Origin of the sequence: Micromonospora sp. NBC_00860 (assembly GCF_045207375.1) — a bacterium.
In the GTDB taxonomy this organism is placed as follows: Bacteria; Actinomycetota; Actinomycetes; order Mycobacteriales; family Micromonosporaceae; genus Micromonospora; species Micromonospora vinacea.
This window is the reverse complement of sequence record NZ_CP108825.1, coordinates 4,259,026-4,278,848: the sequence shown is the minus strand read 5'-3', so window position 1 is coordinate 4,278,848 and position 19,823 is coordinate 4,259,026. Positions and strand designations below refer to the sequence as shown.

The window sequence follows — 19,823 nt, the reverse complement described above, 5'->3', positions numbered from 1 at the left end:
GGACACCCGCCGGCCCCACTGTGTCACTTCGCGAACGCCTGGAACTCGGCGATCCTGACCTGGCTCCGGGCCGGGCTGGCGGTCGCACAGTCCGTCGTCGTGGCCGGGTCGTCGTCCTGCTCGCCCGCGTAGTGCGGGCCGCCGGTGCACTGGCTCGCCAGCACCTCGAGTCGCAGGTGGGTGGCGAGGGTGGTGGGTACCGCGAACGTCCGGAGGTTGATGTCCCGGCTGTACGCCCGGTACGCCCCGCCCGGGAACGCGTCCCCCGCGCTGGTGTAGATGCGCTGCCAGCGCGCCGGGTCCGCGCAGTCGGTGGTCGTCGCGTTGCAGGCGGACACCGCGAACGAGCGCAGGGCACTGAGCGCGTTCTGGGCGCCGGTGTCGGCGTCGCCGGTGATCGCCGGGCGCAGCATCGCGCTGACGTTCACCCGCTTGACCGTCTGCGGGGCGTCCCCCGGCAGCGCCACCGTGAGCTGCCGGCCGGCGACCCCGTCCAGGGAGGCCCAGTTCGTCGCCTCGGTGTCGTCGGCGACCCGGTCCAGGTTGACCCCGTCGCCGGTGATGGTGGCGCCGGACGCGGTGGAGGCGAGGTTGCGGCTCATCCGCAGGTCGACGTAACCGTCCTGACCGGCCTTGGCGACCACGCTGAGCCGCTGGTGCCCGAAGCCGGGAGCCACGGCGAGCAGGTCGTACGTGCCGGCCACCATCTCCACGGTGTCCGGGATCGGCGTCGCCGGGTCGGTGTCCGCCACCGGCACGGCCCGCGCCTCGTACGCCCCCACGTACACCCGGATCGGCGCTTCGGCGCTGTCCCCGCGCGGGCGCAGGGTCAGCGTCGCGTTGCCGCCACTCGGTGAGGCGAAACTGGGCGTCGGGTCGGTGTCGCCGGCACCGTTGGTGGCGGCGTCCCGGCCCATGCCGGAGCGGGCGAACTCGGCCCAGATCAGGTCCTGGTTCGCGCCGCCGAAGCGGAGCAGGTCGGCGGTGAGCATGTTGTCCCGCATGTCGAGCATGCTGACCTGACTGGCGGCCTGTAGCAGGAACGAGTCGAAGACCAGCTGCGACCAGCGCCGGTTGCCCGGGCACTGATCGGCCGCGACCTTGCCCAGTGCGCAGTCGAGCTGCCGTTGCGGTGTGCCGAGGCCGTACCGCTTGACCAGGGCGGAGCGGACCCGGAAGTTGGTGGCGCCCCAGATCTCCCCGTCGGCGTGCACGGCCGGGCCGGCCGTGTTGTAGCCGATGTCGGAGTAGTTGAGTGGGCTGCGGCTCAGGTCGTAGTTGCGGATGCCGCTGACCAGGTTGCCGGTGACGTAGCCGCCGGTGATGAAGGGCGTCTCGCCGGGAGCCCGCAGCCCGTGCTGAAAGAGGTACTCGGCGGCGAGCAGGTCGCCCCACGACTCACCCATCGCTCCGCCCTGGTGGCCGCCGATCCCGCTGTCCGGGCCGGCGATCATCCGGTTGGTGATCGCGTGGGTGTACTCGTGGCCGATCACCGTCATGTCGTAGTCGCCGTCCACGCACGGCGGGTACGGCCCGCCCGCCTGCGGCTGCCAGAGGTACATGTTGGTGGTCGGCGGCAGCCCGTCGCGCGGGGTGCCCTGGTTGGCGTTGTTCCGGTTGCCGCTCAACGCGCCCTGCTGGGCGCGGCCCTGCTCGGCGTCCCCGCCCAGCCCGGACGGGGTGAGGTTGACCGCCTGGAGGTTCCACGACGACTCGGTGAAGCCCAGCTGGTACGACCAGTCGTGCATCCGGTTGTGCATGGCGAAGAGGTTGGCGATCGACGCGTCCGCGTCGTTGCGCTGGGCGGAGGTGAACACCCCCGGGTTGCACCGGGCCTGGTGCCACTGGTCGGTGAAGGGGTACTCGTAACGGCGTTCCGGGCTGGTGGGGGCCGGCACGATCGGGGTGTTCGCGCCCCAGGACAGCACCGTGTTGGCCGAATTGCCGCGCGAGGTGAAGGTCGGTGTGCCGGTGGCCGCGTCGACGTCCCAGGGTTGGCCGGTGGCCGGGTCGCGGAAGGCGGCCTGGCAGCCGGGGGCCGGGTCACCGCACCAGCGCACCCGGGGGTCCTGCCCGGGGCCGAGGTCGCGGGGCGGGGTCGCCGGGAAGACCGCCCAGCTCGGGTTGTCGGAGTCGTAGTCGACGAGGTCCTCGCGGACCAGCACCTGCCCGGTGCTGCCGTCCACGTAGCTGGTGAACGCGGCCGGGTGCTCGGTGTCCGCGCCGATCATTGTCACCTCGTAGGCGGCGCGGGGCCCGTCCAGCGGGGTGGGCACGGCCACCGCCCGGACGGTGTGGCTGGCCACCGCGGTGGCGGTCAGCTTGGCGTCGGCGAGCGCGGCGGCGTACGCCTGCTCGGCGGTGCGGGTGGCCGGTGCTGGTGCGTCGGTGTTCCGGGCCAGTGAGGAGCTGACCGAGAGCACCGCGCCGTCGGCGACCGCGAGTGTGACGAGGCCGTCCGGCCCGGCCGGCAGGTCGCCGAAGCGTTGCCGGAGGGTGACCACTGTGCCGCTGCCGATCGGCCGGACCAGCACTCGTTCCATGTTGGCCACCGCGGCGGCGTCCATGCCGAACAGGTCGCGGTTGGCGGCCAGGTAGGCGCGGGCCGCGGCCTCCGGGTCGGCGGGCAGCCCGCTGGCCAGCGGGGTGCGACCGGGGCCGAGCGCCTGTGGGGTGCCGAGCCGATTCCACCGGACGTCGGGGTCGACGGCGCGGGCCATGCCGCGTTGGCGGGCGTCAGGTGCCGCCGTACCGGTGCGGTTGTCGGCGTCGGCGGGTGCGTGCCCCTCGGCGAACGGCCCGGACCGGCGCTCGGCGGACGCCGCGCCACCGGTGGGGGCCGCGGTGCTCACGCCGGTGGGGAGCAGCGCGGCGACCGTCGCCGTTGTCGCCAGGATGGCGATGAGCCGGCGTCGACGCCGGCTCATCGGGGGTGACCATTCCGGTTGTGGCACGGGACCTCCTCGTGGGAGCGGGATGGCCGGCGATCGCCGACCGTCGCTGCGCGGTGACGCATGCGCATCTGTGGATATCAGTCCGTCGAGGTCGCGGCAAGGTCCCGGGCCGTCGCCACACCAACAGATCGAGATAACTCGACTTTACGAAACAGCCACGCTTGTAAAAGCAGGAGGGCAGCCGGAGTCGACGCAGGATGTTGGAGCGGACGTTGGCAGTGGCCGTCGATGTCGATCGGCCCGTCGAGCTGGCCGCCTGGCGGGACCCGCGCGGAGCTGACAGCCGCGGTGTGGTCAGTCGCTTGGCACGCCGTGCGTGGTCAGTGGCTCGGCGCCCAGTCGGGGTCACGGCCGAACGAGGCCAGCAGGCGGTCCTGCTCGTCGGCGTCGTCGGGCACCCGTACGCCGGTGTGGACCAGGTTGTTGCGCTGGTAGGCGTCGATCTGGCCGGCGAACCACTGGGCGGCGGCGTGCACCGCGTCCGGGTCGAGCCGCGGCTGCGCGCCGATCGCCACCGCCACGTCCCACCCGTGCACGAGGTGCTCGGCGAGGAGTTGCCGGAGGTACTCGGTGGCCGGGGTTTCGCCGCTGGAGAGGTGCACGGTTCGGTCGATGGCGCCGGGGTGGGTGGCGGCGATCTCGGCCTGCGCGGCGGCTTCCCGCGCCGTCGCGATCGGGTCGGCGCCGAGTTGGTCACCGTCGAGCCGGTCGCCGACCTCGTCGATGGTCCGGCCGGCGAGCAGCGGCACACTCCACCGGTCCTCGGTCACCACGTGGTTGACCAGGGTGCGGACGTCCCAGTCCGAGCAGGGCGTCGGGTCGGACCACTGGCCGGGCTCGATCTGGTCCACCCGGTCGATGAACTCGGCCAGGCTCCGGCGGTACGCCTCCAGTAGATCCATGCTGCCGATTGTTCCGGTCGGCGAGGCGGGCCGAGCCCGTTTTGCCCGGCCTGGTGCGGCGGATCGTGCTGGTTGCCCAGCTCGGCCCAACTCGGCCCAGCTCAGTCCAGGTCGGCCGGGTCCAGGCCGAGCTCTCGGGCGGTGACCAGCCGGACCCACTCGCCGAACTGCCGGCGGGAGATCACCCGGTCGTGCACGGCGAGTTGGACGGCAAGGCCGTCCATCACCGCGCTGATCCGCCAGGCGGCCCCGTCGGGGTCGGCGCACTGGAAGGTGCCGTCGGCCACCCCGGCGGTGATCACCGCGGCCAGGTCCTGCCGCCAGCGCAGGTCGAGCCGGCGGGAGACCTTCTCCAACTCGGGAGTACGCAGCGACTCGGACCAGCCGTCGATCCACATCGACCAGGAGGTGGCCCGCCCGGCCGGTGTGTAGAGCTTGAGGATTCGGCGGAGCTTGGTCAGCGGTGGGGCCGAGGAGCGGGTCACCACGTCCAGTCGGGCCAGGTCCTGCTCGACCGCGTACGCGAAGGCTTGTGCGAGCAACCGCTCCTTGGTGGCGAAGTGGTAGAAAACCAAGGCCTGGCTCACGCCCGCGGCATTCGCCACGTCCGCCGTCCGGGTGTTGGCCAGACCGCGCTCCACGATCACGTCACAGGCGGTGCGCAGCAGGGCATCCAGGCGGATCTCGGCCGCACGTCTCGTCACGACCGTTACCGTAGCCCATCCGACCGAACACGAACAGTTACCGCCACCCGCCGATCGGCGCGGTGACAGTCGGAAGCCGGACACTTCCTTCGGGTGTCTTCGGTCGTTTCACGAAGGTTGTTAGTGGAGGTCCGCCGCCCGGTGTCGGGGGGAGGAGGCGTCGATGGTCCGGCGTGCGACGCGGTGATGACGATCATTGCCTAGTGATGTCGGAGTGTGACGGTCCGTGCTGGATCGGGATATCAGGTCAGCCCCCTAGGAAGCCTGCCGGGAGTGGCTCCGGCCCAGCTCCGGCCATGCCGGACCGGGGCGGCTCCGGTCCCGCCGAACACGGGGGACGCGCCGAGGCGACCCCGAGTTGGCAGTCAAACACCGGCTCGGCTAAAGTTCTCATCCGTCACCCGGGAACGTCCGGGGGCGTGCGGACGTAGCGCAGCTGGTAGCGCATCACCTTGCCAAGGTGAGGGTCGCGGGTTCGAATCCCGTCGTCCGCTCGGAGCTGCCGCCACGCATGACGGGGGCAACCTCGGTGGGGTGGCCGAGAGGCGAGGCAACGGCCTGCAAAGCCGTGTACGCGGGTTCAAATCCCGTCCCCACCTCGGCAACAAGCACGGGCGATTGGCGCAGTGGGAGCGCGCTTCCTTGACACGGAAGAGGTCACTGGTTCAAACCCAGTATCGCCCACCAGAGGAGAACGGCTCGTTACCGGAAGACCCGGTGACGAGCCGTTTCGCTTGTGGCGCGACGGTCGTCAGTCGACGCTGAGCCGGTAGCCGATGCCTCGGACGGTGTGCACGCGCAGGGTGTCGTCGACGGCATGCAGTTTGCGACGTAACCGCTTCACGGCCGAGTGCAGGATCGACGTGTCGCCGAGGAACGCGCATCCCCAGACCGATTCGAAGAGCCTCTGGTACGTCCAGACGCCGACCGGTGCGGTGGCGAGCTGGGTGAGCAGGTTGCGCTCGAGTCGGGTCAGGGCCAGCGGTTCTCCGCGCCACGTCACCCGGTGGTCGAGGGGGTCGATGGTGAGGTCACCGAGGTTGATCTGGCCGGCGACGCCGACGGCCTGGGCGGCTGCGATCGGAGCGGGGGCGGAGGCGGCGGCGGAGGGGAGTCGCGCCGGCCCGCTGATGACCGGTCCGCCGATCATCGCCTGCAACTCCGCGAGGTCGGTGCAGATCACCAGGGTGCCGAGGCCGTCCAGGCGCCGGACCATCCGCTCGCGCACCGACACGTCAGCTGTCACGCAGAACACGAGGGACACATCGTCGATCACTGTCGCACCTCCCCAGGAGCCAGTAAAAGACAACGCTGTCTGAACCCCGTAGTCAATGGTTTCCGTCGGGTGGTCACCCGTGATCCAGTCTGGTTGCCGGGCAGCCTCGCGATCGCCTTCAGAAGGTCAACAGGCGGAACTCGCCCACCGGCCGGAAGCCGAGGCCGCGGTAGACCGACTCGCCGACGGCCGACGAGGTGAGGGCGGCGGTGCGGGCACCCCGTTCGCCGGCCAGTTCGATGGCGGCCCTGGTCATGGCCGCGCCGATTCCCCTGCGTCGCTGCTCCGGCTGCGTGCCGACGAAGTAGAGGGTGACCACATCGTGGCTGATCCAGGCGACGGCCGTTGCGACGACCCGGCCGTCGTCGAGGCGACCGGCCAGCCGGAGCACGCTGCCGTCGCCGGTGAACGCCTTCTCCCGTTCGATCGTCGCCGCGACGCCGTCCGCCGGAATTCCGGACACCCGGGCATACGCCGGGACGAACGTGGCGAGATCGGCGGTCTCGGCGATCCGCACGCCGGCGGGAGTCGGCGCATCGGACACCTCCCCGACCCCCACGGTCATGATCGGCATCCGGGCGACCTGTAGCGCACCGAGCGAGACCAGGCCGTCCGCGGTGCCGGCGTCACTGTCCGGGCCAACCCACCAGATTCGGGGTACGCCGTGCAGGCGCTTTCGGGCCTCGGCGAGCGCGTCCTGCGGTGTGCGCCCGGCGACCCGCAGCACGCCGTTGAGGGGTGCGTGCGGCACCTCACTGCGGTAGGTCGGGAGGTCCGGGCCCCCGGCGACGCCGATGTTCCAACCGAGCAGGTACGCCCGGTGCGCGGCCAGCACCGTGTCGAGAGGCTCCATGATCTGGATCGTAACGCGGCGGCCGGCAACCCCTTCGGCCAGCGGAAACAGCTCGATTCGACGGCTGTGACCGGCGGTACTTTGTCGATCGTTCCAGATAGCGGGTAGCGTTCAGCCATGGCCCGCACCCGTGAGTTCGACCTCGACGCCGCGGTCAACGCTGCCATGGACGTGTTCCGGAGCAAGGGGTACGAGGGCACCTCCATGCGGGACCTCTCCGAGGCGACCGGCCTGGGCAGCGGCTCGCTCTACGCCGCGTTCGGCAGCAAGGACGGCCTCTACCTGGCGGTGCTCGACCTGTACCGGCAGCGCTACGCCACACCGATGGTCGACCTGCTGCGCTCGGGCAACGACGCGCGAGTGGTCATCCGTGAGGTGTTCATCGGCACCGTGGACGACATCACCGGAGACGGCCGGCACCTCGCCTGCCTGATCGTCGGAGCGTCGATGGAACGGGCGCACCAGGATGTGCGGGTCGCCGAGCGGCTCCGCTCGACCACCCAGTCCCTGGAGTTGGCGCTCTACGACCTGCTCGCCGAGGCGCAGTTGCGGGGTCTGATCACCACCGACCGCAGCGCCACCGACCTGGCCGGCTTCCTGGTGACCAGTCTTCAGGGTCTGCGGGTGATGGGTGCCATCAACCCGGACCGGGCAGCGCTGACGCGTTACGCGGAAGTCGCGCTCACCTGCCTGGACTGACCGCCGGACACGGTGGTCGGCCGGTCACCCCGAATGAGGAGTCGAGCATGAGAGCGGTTGGACTGCTGCGCTACGGCGGGCCCGAGGTGCTGCGGGTGGTCGACCTTCCGACGCCGCACGCCGGCCCTGGTGAGGTCCGCATCCGGGTACGCGCCGCGGCGGTCAACCCCGCGGACACGCTGATCCGGGCCGGCATGACGCCGGTGCGACTGCGCGGCGGCGACCCGCTGCTGCCCGGTCAGGACATCGCCGGCACCATCGACGAGGTGGGTTCCGGGACCAGTGGTGCTCTCGCCCCGGGTGACCCGGTGATGGCCATGATCAATCCGACCCGGGCGGCCGGCGGCGGGTACGCCGAGTGGGTAGTGCTCCCGGAGACCTGGGTGGCGCCCGCGCCGGCGGGCGTGTCACCCGCCGAGGCGGCCACCCTGCCGTTGAACGGGTTGACCGCCCTGCACGCCCTGGACCAGTTGCGGCTGCCACCGGGCAGCACCCTCGCGGTGACCGGAGCGGCCGGCGCCGTCGGCGGGTACGCGGTACAGCTCGCCAAGGCCGCCGGGCACCGGGTGTTGGCCGACGCGGCGCCCGACGACATCGAACTGGTCAATGCGCTCGGCGCCGACGTGACGGTGACCCGAGGTCCCGATGTCGCCGACCGCTTCCGGGAGCACGCCCCGGACGGGGTGGACGCCGCTGTCGACGCCGCGTTGCTCGGCGGGGCGTTGCTGCCGGCGGTGCGCGCGGGTGGTGCCGTCGCGCTGCTGCGCGGCGGGCCGGATCCGGTGCTGCGGGCGCAGGCCGACCAGCGGAGGATCGACATGGTGTCCGCGTACGTGCACGAGTACGACGGCCGCCGTGACAAACTCGACCTGCTTCGGCGGCTTGCCGAGGAGGGTGCGCTGACCCTGCGGGTCGCCGGCCGGTTCCCGCCGGAGGAGGCGGCCCGGGCGCATCAGCTCCTGGAGGCCGGAGGGGTGCGCGGCCGTTTGGTCATCGAGTTCTGATTCCGCCGCCGGCACCACCGGGGCATGCTGGCCCACTCGCCGGCCGCGACGCCTACCCGCTGGCGGAGAGCAGCGCCTCGGCGAGGTCGGTGCGGGCGCTGAGCAGCGTCCGGCCCCTTCGGTGGGTCACCACCAGACCGGCCGCGCGGAGTGCGGTGAGGTGTTGGGAGACCCCGCCGGGTGACATCTCGCTACGGCGGGCCAACTCGGTGGTGCTGACCGGCGAGGTCAGCTCGGCGAGCAGCCGTGCCCGCCCCCGACCGATCACGGCGGCCAACGCTTCCGGCACGCCGTTCGGACGCTCCCAGACGGCGCCGAGCCCGCGGGCGGGATAGGCGAGTTGTGGCGCGTCCCCGGCGGACACGCTCAGCACCGACGGCCAGACGAAGACGGACGGAACCAGCACCAGGCCCGGGCCGTCCGTGACGTCCGGGGCCAGGCAGTGCCGCTGGGCGACGAGCAGGGTGTCATCCTCCCACCGCACCTGCCGATGCAGGTCGTTGAGGAGCACCGCGGCGCCGTCCTCGGCGAGGATGCGGGCGCGGGCAGTGACGTCCGCGTCGAGCAGCAGCCGCAGCCGGGGCCAGTGCGGGGCCAGGGCGATCCGCCAGTACGCCTCGATCTCTTCGGAAAGCCGGCGCAGCCCGGCCGGCGGGTCGGCGTACAGGGCGGCGAGCGCTGGAGTGCGCTCACCCGGGTACAGGTCCAGGTGCGCGCGCACGGTGGCGGCCGGGGTGGCGCGCAGGGCGGCGAGTTCGGCGGCCAGATCCGGGATGAGGCCGGTGTGTGGCGGGGTGAGGAAGTCGGCCAGGTAGCCGGGCGGGGCCGGAACGAGCTGCCAGAGCAGCCCGCCGTTCGGGCCGACCAACCCGGCGTCCAGCAGCGGTGGACGGACCCGGCGTACCCAGGGCAGATGGACGGCATGGTCGCCGGGGTCGCGCAGCACACGGACGCTCGCGACCACCTCCCACAGGCAGGAGACGGCGAACCGGACGCGGGCGACAGCGCCCGCCGACAGGCTGATGGCGACCACGGCACCCCCGGTGGATTTAGCTGGGACTGAAACATTATCGCCAGGCTCGGGGTCACCCGAGACTTGCCGGGTGAGCGAACACCACACCCGAGCTGAACTGTTCCGATCCCAGCACACCGCCGGGTCGCCGCTGGTCCTGGTCAACGCCTGGGATGCCGCGAGCGCCCGCATCGTGGCGGCGGCCGGCGTCCGCGCGGTGGCCACCACAAGCGCTGGCGTCGCCTGGAGCCTGGGGGCGTCCGACGGCGACGTCCTCGGTCGCGACGTAGCCGTCGAGCTGATCGGCCGGATCACCGCCGCCGTGTCGCTGCCGGTCACCGCGGACATCGAGTCGGGGTACGGGGCGACACCGGCGGAGGTGGGCGTGACCGCCCGAGCGGTGATCGACGCGGGCGCCGTCGGAGTGAACGTCGAGGACGCCCGACGGGGGGCCGGCCCGCCGCTGCGCGACGTGCCCGACCAGTGCGCCCGGATCGGCGCGGTGCGGGGCGCGGCCGACGCGGCGGGCCTGGCACTCTTCGTCAACGCCCGGATCGACACGTTTCTCAGTGGTGCCGGGGATGTGGACGAGACCGTGGCCCGGGCTCGCGCCTATCTCGCCGCTGGCGCAGACGGCATCTTCGTGCCGGGGGTGGTCGACCCGGTGACCATCCGGGTGTTGGTGCAGGCGGTGCCGGCGCCGCTGAACGTGCTGGCCGGGCCGGGCGCGCCGACGGTGGACGAGTTGGCCCGGCTGGGGGTGGCCCGGGTGAGCCTCGGCTCCTCGGTGGCCGAGGCCGCGTACGCGGTTGCCCGCCGCGCGGCCGACGAGGCGCTCGGCGCGGGTACGTACGGCGCGTTGGCGGACGCCCTCGACTACGGCAGGCTCAATGAGCTGATGCGGTGAGCGGTGCGGGCTGCGGGTGAGACGGGTCGGCCGCCTCGCCGAAGGCGGCCGACCCGGAATCACGTTGATCTGGCGGCTCCGCCAGCGATGGAAGTGGTCGTGTCACAGCGGAGGCGCGATGTCCCGCCGCTCCTCGACCTGCCGGTACTCCACCGGCTGCTCGGTGGTCGTGACCACCTGGCGGCGGCGACCCCAGATCAGCGTGGTCATGATCAGGCCGAGGACGCCGGCGCCCATCAGGATCCAGCCGACCACGTCGAGGTTGATGCCGCCGACGCTCGCGTCCAGTGCGAAGGTGAGGATCGCGCCGAGCGCGATCAGGAAGATGCTGGTGCCGATACCCACGACAGCCTCCTTAAGGGGGTGTGGTGCGCTGTCGGACCCTTCAGTACCCCGGCCGGGACCAGCGCAACCACGACCGACGAGGGCGCCGTGCCAAGCGATCTTGGCGTCGGGTAGAGTTCACCTGTCGCCGGCGCTTGCCGGGGACGTGCGGACGTAGCGCAGCTGGTAGCGCATCACCTTGCCAAGGTGAGGGTCGCGGGTTCGAATCCCGTCGTCCGCTCGCGATGCGCCCCACGGGGCCGCCACGGGCGATTGGCGCAGTGGGAGCGCGCTTCCTTGACACGGAAGAGGTCACTGGTTCAAACCCAGTATCGCCCACCATCTATGCAAGTTGATCGGCTGGCCCGTTACCGGATATCCGGTAACGGGCCTCGGCTTTTCTGCTTCGGCGTCCGAGGCGATGCGGTCGAGCGCCACCTGGCCATCGGGCCCGTCACTCGCCGGCGCGGAGTACCTCGCTCAGCCGGTCGCGTCGCCGCAGCGCCGACTCGACAGGTACGACGGTGGCGGCCGCCGCCAGCAGCGCCACGCTCGCCAGGCCCAGCAGCCACCACGGCAGGACCGTCGCCGGGTCGTCGCCCTGGCCGGTGAGCAGCCGCAGGTCGAGCGGGCCGAGCGTCAGGCGCGCGAGCAGGGCCCCGAGTAGCGGGCCGCACACCGCGGCGACCACGACCGGCGGCAGCAGCTCTCCGGCAGCGACCCAGCGGACGTCGCGTGGTCGCAGGCCGAGGGTCCGCAGCCGGGTCAGGGTCTGCCACCGCTCCGACGCACCGGCGGCTGCGGCGAGCGTGAGGCCGAGCACTCCCAGCGCCAGCAGCACCGCGGCGGCCGTCCACGCCAGTCGTAGTAGCCCTTCGGTCAGCGGAGCCACTCGCTGCGCCCGCAGGGCGTCCGCGCGCAGCACGACGTCGGCGGCGACGCCGGTGTTCGACACGGCCCGCGCCGCGCCGGGACCGGTCACCCAGACGGTGTTCGGAACGGCGGGCAGCCCGGCCTCGGCGAGGGCTGCGGCGTCCACCATGACGACGTCGTTGGCGCCGCCGACGGAGGGAGCGGTACCGACCGCGGCGAGACGGATCGCCGGGGCGCCGTCCCGGGGTAGTTGCAGCCGCGTGCCGGTCCGCAGAGCACCGTCGCTCGATCGGACCAACGCTGGGATGTCCCCGGGGCCGGGACCGGGTGCCGTGAGCCGGGCCAGCGCCGGCGCGTCGGGCAGCGGAGTGCTGGCCAGCAGGCGCTGGAAGGCGGCGGTGTCCACGATGACCAGCCGTGGGGTGAGCAGTGTCGACTCGGTGAAGACGCGTGCCGAGTCGGTGACCTGCGCGACGACGACCTGCTCTACCCCCGGTGCGGCGGCGACGCGTTCGGCGAGTGCGGGCGTGGCGGCGTCGGCGCCGACGTCGAGGCGGGCGTCGGCGCCGACGGTGCTCCACGCGCCGTCGGCCAGGCCCCGGGTGACTGTGGTGCCGAGGATGAGCGCGAACGACGCGAGCGCCGTGGTGCTGACCAGAACCAGCAGCGGCAGCGCGCGCCCGGCCGTTGTGGCCGCCTGGGCGGCACTGAACACGGCCAGCGGGCGGCGCGAGCGCAGGGCCCGTCGGAGCGCGAACCGTGCCCCGAGGGGTAGTAGCCGGAGCAGGACGAGCGAGCCGACGAGCGCGCCCAGAGTGAGGGCGCTGATCGGCAGGATCAGGTCTCCGGTCAGCTCACCGGTGTCGCCGTCGGAGGCGACGGGCAGGAGCCCGCGCTGGTGCAGCGTGACGAAGGCGGCGACCGCGGCGATCAGGACAGCGGCCTCCACGGCGGCGCGGCGCAACTGGCCGGTGGCCCGGATCCAGCGCCGAGCGGCCGGGTTGGCGGGTTGGCGCCGGTCGCGGCTGGCGCGGGCGGCGGTGAGGGTGCCGAACGTCGGCCCGGCGACGGCACCGGCCAGGACCACGGGAACGGCCCATGTCCAGGAGACGCCCGGTGCGGCCGCGCGGGCGAGCGCGAGCCCGACGGCGGCGGCCGACAGGGACACCACTGTGGACTCGATGATCAGTTCCGCGCCGAGGTCGGGTAGCGCCGCCCCACGCTGCCGGGCGGCGCTCAGCACCGGGGTACGGCGGCGGACCAGCAGGTCGGCGGCGAGCAGCAGGACCAGTACCGTGGCGGTCAGCACCCCGGCGAGCAGGACGGCGGCCTGTGCGGAAGCGGCGCTGTTCCGGGTACGGGCGTCGCGCAGGGCGGTGTCGAGTTGCGACTCCCACAGCAGGGACTGTTCGCGGTCGCCTGATGAGCCGGAAGCCGCCTTGAGCTTGACCACCTGGCTGGCGAGCGCCGCGGTGGCGTCCCAGGTGAGCGCGTCGGGAACGGGTGCGAAGTGGACGGTGCGCCGCAGTTGGTCCTCGTCGACGGCGAGCCGGGCGTCCGGTAACGACTCGCGCGACAGCAGGCCGGCGAACCGGGTGGTCCCCACGCCGTCGGCGCCGGGTACGGGGCGCAGTAGCGCCGGGGCGAGTCGCCACGCTGGGTCGGCGCTGTCCGCGGGTCGGTAGATCCCGCTGATCCGGACGTCCTTGTCGCGACCCTGGCCGTCGCTGACCGGGATGCGGTCGCCGGGGCCGAGGTCGAGTGCTGTGGCGTCCTCCTCGGACAGGCCGACCTGCACCGGCCAGGGCGGTCCGTCGTAGGGGGTCTCGACGTACTCGTCGGAGACGGCGGGGCCGGGCCGGCTGCCGGCGATCCAGGTCACGTCCGGGCCGCCGAGGTCACCGGCCAGGTAGGTGAACTGGAAGGTACGCGGCACGCTGCCGCCGGTGATGCTGAGGATCGGGCCGTTGACGGCGGCGACGGGCGGGAGCAGCGCGGCGTCCAGGTCGGGCCCGAGCGCGTCGGTCGCCCGGGCGCGGAAGTCGTCTATGGCCTCGGCGAGGCCGGGCATCCGCACCCGCCCGCCGGTCGGCCCGTCGTCGCGTTCCCAGTTGGCATGGACGAGGACGTTCGCGTCGGTGCCAGCGCGGCGGACCGTGTCCTGGACGGCGTCGTCGGCGGCGGCGCGGAGCAGCGCCGGCACGGCCCCGGCGAGCAGCGTGACGGCCGCGATGACGGCGGCGGTGAGCAGCAGCGGCCCCGCGTCGGTACGGCCTCGACCGCGGATGCTGGGCCAGTGCGGCGCCGGCCACCGGCGGGTCAGCCACCTGTTCACGGCGACACCCTCAGGTGCGCGGCGTCGGCCCGGCGGACCTGGACGGTGACCACGACGGCGACCGCCAGCATGCATCCGGCCAGCAGGACGGCGAGCAGTGCGGCCTCGGCTGGCCACGGCCAGTGTGGCTGGGGGGCCGGAACGGGCGCGGCGCCGGTGTCGGAGCGCACGAGCAGGGGAGCGACGACGCGGGTGGCGAGCGCGCCGACGGCCGCGCCCGCCGCGAGCAGGGGCAGCAGAACGCCGGCGTGCTGGCCGAGCAGCACGGCCCGGATGCCGCGTCGGGACATCCCCAGGCCGCGCAGCCGCGTCACCTCGACGGCCCGGACCTGTAGATCACCGGTGACGTGCAGGACGACGCCGGCGAGCAGCAGCAGGGCCGCGGCCGGGACGATGAGCCGGAGCGCGGCCGGCACCCCGGCACTCAGCGGGCCGCCGGTGAGGCGGGCGGTCTCCGCCTCGCGGGTCGCGACGGTGCCCAGGTGCAGGGCGGTGGCCCGCTCGGCGGCACCGGGACCGGCTGGGTGGCCGACCCACCAGGCGTCGACCGGGAACGTCAGGTCGCCGATGACGGCGCGTGCCCGGGACAGCGCGTCCAGGTCGGCCAGGACGGCGACGGCGCCCGGGGCGGACGGTACGGTCGGCACGACCTCGGCGACGACGACCGGGACGGGCGTGGTGCCGACCGTGACGCTGAGCTGGCTGCCGCTCTGGGCGCCGACCTCGCTGGCGAAGCGGGCGGAGACGGCGACGGGCACCGGGCCCGGGTCCGGGAAAGCGGTGGCGACGAGGGTCCGGGCGGCGTCGTCGGCGCCGCCGAGGTCGACGGTCGCGGCCATCCGCAGCGCGGTTCCCGTCGGCGTGGCGGACGCCGTGACGGTCAGGTCGTTCACCTTGCTCGGGACCGGCGGCGCGGACGTGGCGGTCCAATCCGATCCGTCGGTGGGCCTCTCCGCCGACCCGGCGGACGGCACGGTGAGTGTGACGGCTACGGCGACGGGTCGGCCGACCGCGTCGGAGGTGATCGGCAGGGCGACTGCGACGAGGCGCTGCCCGTCAGCCGTCGCGCAGGCGGGCAGCCGAAAGTCCTGACCGTCGAGCGGTACGGCGGGACCGGTGCAGGACGTCCGGAGACCGGTGGTGTCCTGCAGCAGCAGCCGGGGCGTCACGGCGAGCGGGGTGTCACCGGCGGCTGTCCCGCTCAGGACGAGCGGGGCCCCGGTCGGAACGGCGAGGCCGGTGACCCGGGTGCGTGGCGCCAGCGTGGTGCCCACGTCCGCCCATCCGCGGTCGCCGTCCAGCCGCCCGCGCAGCAGCGCGTCGGCGCGGGTGGTGTCGACGGCTACCAGGCGCGGCGCATCGCCGGCGCCGCCGAGCCACTGACCGACGGCGGTACCACGGTCGAGGACCGGACTCACGGCCCCCGCGGTGGCCGCGCCGACGAGCGCGCCCTCTCCGGGCACCGGCGCCGTGCTGAGGGTGAGTGCCAGGTCGGTGCCGACGGAGAGCGCGGCCTGGTCGCGTTGCGACTGGTGCCACGTGTTGTCGAAGGCGAGGCCGAAGGTTCCGGCCGCGCAGGCCAGTCCGACGAGCAGCCCGGCGGCGACCGCCTGTGGCCGGCGGGCGGTCTCGGAGACCGCCAGCGGAAGGACCAGCCCGCGGGCGCGGTACGCCAGCCGGTCCGCGCCGCGAAGGGCCGGCAGTACCACCCGGAGAGCCAGGGCGGCGCCCGCGGTGAGCAGCAGCGCCGGCGCGAGCACCCGAACCGTGTCGGCGCGTGGGCTGGCGGTGGAGGGCTGCGCGTACAGCTGCCACCAGCCGGCGGCGGCGAACACCGCGAGCATCAAGTCGGCGCCGGATCGGGCCAGCAGTTCGCGGCGGGTGCGCTGGTCGCCGGCGACCGGGACGGGCCGGATCGCCAGGACGGTGAGGACAGCCGCGAGCACCAGCGCGCCGACGGTGACCGCGAGGACCTGGGCACCGGCGATGGCCGGCCGGACGGTCAGGCCGGCGTCGTCCATCGGCGGCAGGTGGGTCAAGCCGGCGTGCACAGCCGACGAGGCCGGTATCGCGAGCGCGGCGGCGACGGCGGCGACGAGCCCGGCCTCGAGTGCCGCGGTGGCGGCGAGTTGGCGACGGCTGGTGCCCAGGGCGGACCGCAGGGCGGTCTCGTCGGCGCGTATGCCAGTGGTCAGCCGGCCGGCGAGGACGAGTGCCGTCGCGGCCAGGACACCGCCGAGGACGGCGACGGCGAGCACGACGGCGGCGGTGACCTGCCGTTGGTCGTCGGCGGACCGCAGGGTCAGCGGAAGGTCGGAGGCGACACGTGCGAGCCCGACGCGGTCGCCGAGGGTGCCGGCCAGCCGGCGGTCGGCGGTGCGGATGGCCCCGGCCACGGTCTCCAGGTCGTGGCGGTTGGGCTGGGACAGGTCCGGATGGGCGGTGACCTCCATCCGGTCGACTGTGGCACCGGTGGTGACCAGGTCGGCGAGGTCGACGAGGAACGGGCCGTAGGCGTTGACCGGCTGCATGAAGCGGCCGTCCCGGTAGCCGGTGGCGGAGCCGGCCGCGGCGAGCGGGTCGCGGTCCCAGCCGCGTCCCGGCAGGGGGCGTACGACACCGACGACTGTCACGTCGATGGCCGGGACGGGCGCGTGGGCCAGTTCGGCGCCGAGGCGCACCCGGCGACCGGGGGTGAGGCCGAGCAGTTGTGCGGTGGATTCCAGCAGCACCGCGTCGCCAGGGTGCTGTGGCCAGCGCCCGGTGACCAACTCGCCGCGGGTGGGCAGGTCGTCCAGCCCCGACAGGTACGCCTGGGCCGGGACAGTGGTGCCCTTGGCGAGCCCGGGCGGCAGCGCCCGCAGCACCGTGGACGCCCGTGCGGTCGTGGTCGCCGGGAACGGTGTGAGCGCGGAGGCCACCACGGTGCGGGTGTCGGCGGCGACGGACGGCGTGTGCTGGCCCTCGACGGCGCCGGTGTAGACGGTCACGTCGACGGCGGCGGGGGCGGCGCGGGACATGGCGACCTCCAGCGCCCGCTCGGCGGTGCGGGTGACCAGCAGGGTGCAGGTACCCAGCACTGTCGCGCCGATCGTGACGACCCCGAGGAGGGCTGCCAGCAACGGCCACTGCGCGCGGGCGCGCCGGCTGACCAGCCTCATCGTCGCGTCACCCGGCGTCCGGCACGGGTGCGTACGGCTGCTCGGCCGCCTGCTCGTCGAGGTGCCCGTCGTGGATGCGGATCACCCGGTCGGCCAGGGCCATCATCACCGCGTCGTGCGTCGACACCAGGACGGTGACGCCTTCGGATTCCACTATCCCGCGCAGCAGGGCCATCACCGACAGGCCTGTCTCGGCGTCCAGTTGCCCGGTGGGCTCGTCGGCGAGCAGAAGCTGGGGCGAGGCGGCCAGCGCGCGGGCGATCGCCACCCGCTGCTGCTGGCCGCCGGACAGCTCGGCCGGCCGCTGCCGGGCGTGGTCGGCCAGGCCGATCAGCTCCAGCAGCAACTCGACCCGCCGCTCGCGCTCGGCCGGGGCGACGCGGGCCATCCGCAGCGGGGCCGCAACGTTCTCGGCGGCCGACAGCACCGGGATCAACCCGAAGCTCTGGAAGACGTACGACACCTTCTCGCGCCGCAGCCGGGACAGGCCGTCCTCGTCGAGCGCTGTGACGTCGGTGCCGTCGACGTGCACGGTGCCGGCGTCCGCGCGGTCCAGGCCGCCGATGACGTTGAGCAGGGTGGTCTTGCCCGAACCGGACCGGCCGACGAGCGCCACCATCGAACCGGCGGCCACGTCGAACGACACGCCGTTCAGGGCGTGGACGACTGTCGGCCCGGTGCGGAAGCGCCGGTGTACACCGCGCACGCTGAGCAGCGGCTCGTTGCTCATTCGCCGCTTCCCGAGTCGGGGTGGATCGTGATGTGGTCGGGTTCCAGGGCCAGCCGGACCCGTCGGGTCAGCGCCAGCGCCTGGCGGAACTCGCGGGGCACCTGGACCCGCCCGGCCCGGTCCATCACCGCGTACTCCTCGGCGGTCATGTGCGTGTCGCCCTCCGCGTTGGTGGTGGTGCGCCGCAGCACCTCGCTGCTGGTGCGCCCATCCCGGATCGCGACGGTCCGTTCGACCTGGCCGCTGACCTCCGGATCGTGGGTCACCACGACGACTGTGACGCCGTAGCGCCGGTTGACGTCCCGCAGCACGCCGAAGACCTCAGCCGACGTGGCGGCGTCCAGCTCGCCGGTCGGCTCGTCGGCGAGCAGGACCCGCGGCTGGTTGGCCAGCGCCACAGCGATCGCGACCCGCATCTGCTGCCCGCCGGAGAGTTGCCCGGGGCGCCGATCGGCGCAGTCGGCGACACCGAGGCTGTCCAGCAGTTCGGCCGCGCGCTCCCGGCGCTCCTTTTTAGCGGTGCGGGCTGCCGTCATCGGCAGGTCCACCATCTCCCGTGCGGTCAGGTAGGGGATCAGGTTGCTCGCCGTCTGCTGCCGTACGAACCCGACGGTGTGCCGCCGGTAGTCCACCCGGTCGGCGCGGGACATGGCCAGCAGATTCCACCGGTCGACCCGGACCCGCCCGGCGGTGGGGGCGTCGATGCCGGCCAGGATGGAGAGCAGCGTCGACTTGCCCGATCCGGAGGCGCCGACGACGGCGACCAGCTCACCGCTCTGCACTGCCAGGTCCAGCCCCTGTAGTGCCTGCACCTCGATCGAACCGGTCTGGTAGATCCGCACCAGGTTCTCGCAGACGATGAGCGCGTCCCGGCCGAACTCGGGGGCCCGCGCGGATGGCTGCGGCAGGGACAGCGGTGAGCTGGACATGATTGAAGCAGTTTCGCAATCGGCGGCTTCGTCGACCATGCCCGGGGCGGCTTTCCTGCATGCTGGACGGCACCGCCTCGGGGTTCTGCCACGGGCAGATCCGCTGCCGGCGAACAGGGGTGTCCTCCGCCGACCCGGGCCGGCAGGGTGGAGCGCATGAGACTGCTGGTGCTGGGCGGTACGGGTTTCGTGGGCGGGGCGACGGTCACTGAGGCGGTCCGCCGTGGCTGGTCGGTGACGGTGTTCAACCGCGGGCTGCACGGCATGGTGCCGCCCGGCGTACACCGGTTGCGTGGTGATCGCACCGCCCCGGACGGCCTGGCGGCTCTGGCCGGAGGCGAGTGGGACGTCGTGGTGGACACCTGGGACGGCGCTCCACGGGCGGTACGGGACGCGGCCCGCACGCTGGCCGGCGCGGTCGCGCACTACGCCTACGTCTCCAGCGGCTCGGTCTACGCCCCGCCGGTCCCGGCGAACGTCGGCGAGGAGGCGTCCACGGTGGAGGCCCGCGCCGACGCCACCGAGGGGGACTACGCGCAGTTGAAGGCGGGCGGGGAGTTGGCCGCGACGGAGGTCTACGGCGAGCGGGCGTTGCTGGTGCGTGCCGGGCTGATCCTCGGGCCGGGGGAGGACATCGGCCGCCTGCCCTGGTGGCTGCGGCGGGTGTCCCGGGGCGGTGACGTGCTCGCGCCGGGCCCGGCCGACCTGCCCGTGCAGTACGTCGACGTGCGCGACCTGGCCCGGTGGACGCTGGACCGGGCCGTCGAGGGAACGGGCGGCGCGTTCAACGTGATCAGCCACCCGGGGCACACCACCATGGGCGAGCTGCTGGACTCGGTCGTCGCGGTGACCGGCTCCGACGCCCGACTGCGGTGGACCGACCCGGAGCCGATCCTGGCCGCTGGCGTGGTCCCGTGGAACGACCTGCCGATCTGGGTACCGCGCGGTCACGAGTTCCGGTGGTTGCAGGAGCGTGGCGTGCAGAAGGCGTACGCCGCGGGGTTGACCTGCCGACCGGTGGCCGACACCGTCGCCGACACCTGGCGTTGGCTGACCGCCGTGGGGTCGGTGCCGCCGCGCGCCGGTCGACCGGCCCGGGAGCCGGTGGGCCTTGACCCCGAGCGGGAGGCGGCGCTGCTCGCCGTCTGAGCCCTGGGCCG

Annotated in this window: 15 protein-coding genes and 5 tRNA genes; 9 read left to right on the top strand and 11 right to left on the bottom strand. The window is 73.4% G+C overall.

The annotated features are described in order from the left end of the window. Positions 1–23: 23 nt before the first annotated feature. From OH804_RS19580 to OH804_RS19570, 3 genes are all read right to left on the bottom strand, one after another. Positions 24–2,954: a M36 family metallopeptidase gene (locus OH804_RS19580; protein WP_406058676.1), complete on the bottom strand. Its 2,931-nt coding sequence runs from the start codon at positions 2,952–2,954 to the stop codon at positions 24–26. Positions 2,955–3,274: 320 nt separating this feature from the next. Further along, positions 3,275–3,856 (bottom strand): TIGR03086 family metal-binding protein, encoded by a 582-nt coding sequence (locus tag OH804_RS19575; RefSeq protein WP_196921787.1) that lies wholly within the window; start codon positions 3,854–3,856, stop codon positions 3,275–3,277. A gap of 101 nt (positions 3,857–3,957) precedes the next feature. Further along, on the bottom strand, positions 3,958–4,560 hold the full coding sequence (locus OH804_RS19570; RefSeq protein ID WP_196921788.1) for a TetR/AcrR family transcriptional regulator: 603 nt from the start codon (positions 4,558–4,560) through the stop codon (positions 3,958–3,960). A 421-nt stretch (positions 4,561–4,981) separates the two neighbouring features. Between OH804_RS19570 and OH804_RS19565 the strand changes: the two genes are divergently transcribed. The 3 genes from OH804_RS19565 to OH804_RS19555 all read left to right on the top strand — a co-directional run bounded on the left by OH804_RS19565 (position 4,982) and on the right by OH804_RS19555 (position 5,247). Next, a tRNA-Gly gene (locus OH804_RS19565) sits at positions 4,982–5,054 on the top strand. A 34-nt stretch (positions 5,055–5,088) separates the two neighbouring features. Next, positions 5,089–5,159: transfer RNA gene (locus tag OH804_RS19560), tRNA-Cys, on the top strand. A gap of 13 nt (positions 5,160–5,172) precedes the next feature. Continuing rightward, a tRNA-Val gene (locus tag OH804_RS19555) sits at positions 5,173–5,247 on the top strand. Between the two features lie 64 nt (positions 5,248–5,311). Here the strand turns inward: OH804_RS19555 and OH804_RS19550 are convergent. After that, complete coding sequence (locus OH804_RS19550; protein WP_406066596.1) at positions 5,312–5,794, bottom strand: winged helix-turn-helix domain-containing protein; 483 nt, start codon at positions 5,792–5,794, stop codon at positions 5,312–5,314. 160 nt (positions 5,795–5,954) lie between these two features. Beyond that, positions 5,955–6,689 carry a GNAT family N-acetyltransferase gene (locus tag OH804_RS19545; RefSeq protein WP_406058673.1) on the bottom strand — a complete coding sequence of 245 codons (735 nt, stop codon included), beginning with the start codon at positions 6,687–6,689 and terminating at the stop codon, positions 5,955–5,957. Positions 6,690–6,806: 117 nt separating this feature from the next. Between OH804_RS19545 and OH804_RS19540 the strand changes: the two genes are divergently transcribed. Together OH804_RS19540 and OH804_RS19535 are read left to right on the top strand one after the other, a co-directional pair. Beyond that, complete coding sequence (locus OH804_RS19540) at positions 6,807–7,388, top strand: TetR/AcrR family transcriptional regulator (RefSeq protein WP_406058670.1); 582 nt, start codon at positions 6,807–6,809, stop codon at positions 7,386–7,388. 47 nt (positions 7,389–7,435) lie between these two features. Further along, positions 7,436–8,392, top strand: a complete 957-nt coding sequence (locus OH804_RS19535; RefSeq protein WP_196921791.1) for an NADP-dependent oxidoreductase — start codon at positions 7,436–7,438, stop codon at positions 8,390–8,392. Between the two features lie 52 nt (positions 8,393–8,444). Here OH804_RS19535 and OH804_RS19530 read toward each other — a convergent pair whose 3' ends face one another. Continuing rightward, positions 8,445–9,425: a DUF5937 family protein gene (locus OH804_RS19530; protein WP_196921792.1), complete on the bottom strand. Its 981-nt coding sequence runs from the start codon at positions 9,423–9,425 to the stop codon at positions 8,445–8,447. Between the two features lie 70 nt (positions 9,426–9,495). On the opposite strand from OH804_RS19530, the gene OH804_RS19525 reads away from it, so the two are divergent. Then, positions 9,496–10,311, top strand: coding sequence for an isocitrate lyase/phosphoenolpyruvate mutase family protein (locus OH804_RS19525; protein ID WP_406058667.1), 816 nt, complete (start codon positions 9,496–9,498; stop codon positions 10,309–10,311). 102 nt (positions 10,312–10,413) lie between these two features. Here the strand turns inward: OH804_RS19525 and OH804_RS19520 are convergent, their stop codons facing one another. Further along, complete coding sequence (locus tag OH804_RS19520; RefSeq protein WP_091400768.1) at positions 10,414–10,656, bottom strand: DUF6458 family protein; 243 nt, start codon at positions 10,654–10,656, stop codon at positions 10,414–10,416. 147 nt (positions 10,657–10,803) lie between these two features. Here OH804_RS19520 and OH804_RS19515 point away from each other — a divergent pair. Together OH804_RS19515 and OH804_RS19510 are read left to right on the top strand one after the other, a co-directional pair. Then, positions 10,804–10,876 (top strand) — tRNA-Gly (locus OH804_RS19515). A gap of 26 nt (positions 10,877–10,902) precedes the next feature. Further along, positions 10,903–10,977 (top strand) — tRNA-Val (locus OH804_RS19510). Between the two features lie 112 nt (positions 10,978–11,089). On the opposite strand, the gene OH804_RS19505 is transcribed toward OH804_RS19510, so the two are convergent. From OH804_RS19505 to OH804_RS19490, 4 genes are read right to left on the bottom strand one after another with little or no spacing between them, the layout of a single operon-like run. After that, positions 11,090–13,843: an FtsX-like permease family protein gene (locus tag OH804_RS19505; RefSeq protein ID WP_406058665.1), complete on the bottom strand. Its 2,754-nt coding sequence runs from the start codon at positions 13,841–13,843 to the stop codon at positions 11,090–11,092. Continuing rightward, entirely contained in the window at positions 13,840–17,004 is a 3,165-nt protein-coding gene (locus OH804_RS19500; RefSeq protein ID WP_406058663.1) for a permease, read from the bottom strand. Before OH804_RS19500 ends, OH804_RS19505 begins: the two co-directional genes overlap by 4 nt. A gap of 7 nt (positions 17,005–17,011) precedes the next feature. Next, positions 17,012–17,734, bottom strand: coding sequence for an ABC transporter ATP-binding protein (locus OH804_RS19495; protein ID WP_406058661.1), 723 nt, complete (start codon positions 17,732–17,734; stop codon positions 17,012–17,014). Further along, positions 17,731–18,663: an ABC transporter ATP-binding protein gene (locus tag OH804_RS19490; protein WP_196921797.1), complete on the bottom strand. Its 933-nt coding sequence runs from the start codon at positions 18,661–18,663 to the stop codon at positions 17,731–17,733. The genes OH804_RS19495 and OH804_RS19490 overlap by 4 nt, the downstream gene beginning before the upstream one ends. Positions 18,664–18,819: 156 nt before the next feature. Between OH804_RS19490 and OH804_RS19485 the strand changes: the two genes are divergently transcribed. Beyond that, the gene (locus OH804_RS19485; protein WP_406058659.1) at positions 18,820–19,812 is read left to right on the top strand and encodes an NAD-dependent epimerase/dehydratase family protein; all 993 of its coding nucleotides are present in this window, start codon (positions 18,820–18,822) and stop codon (positions 19,810–19,812) included. Positions 19,813–19,823 lie beyond the last annotated feature (11 nt).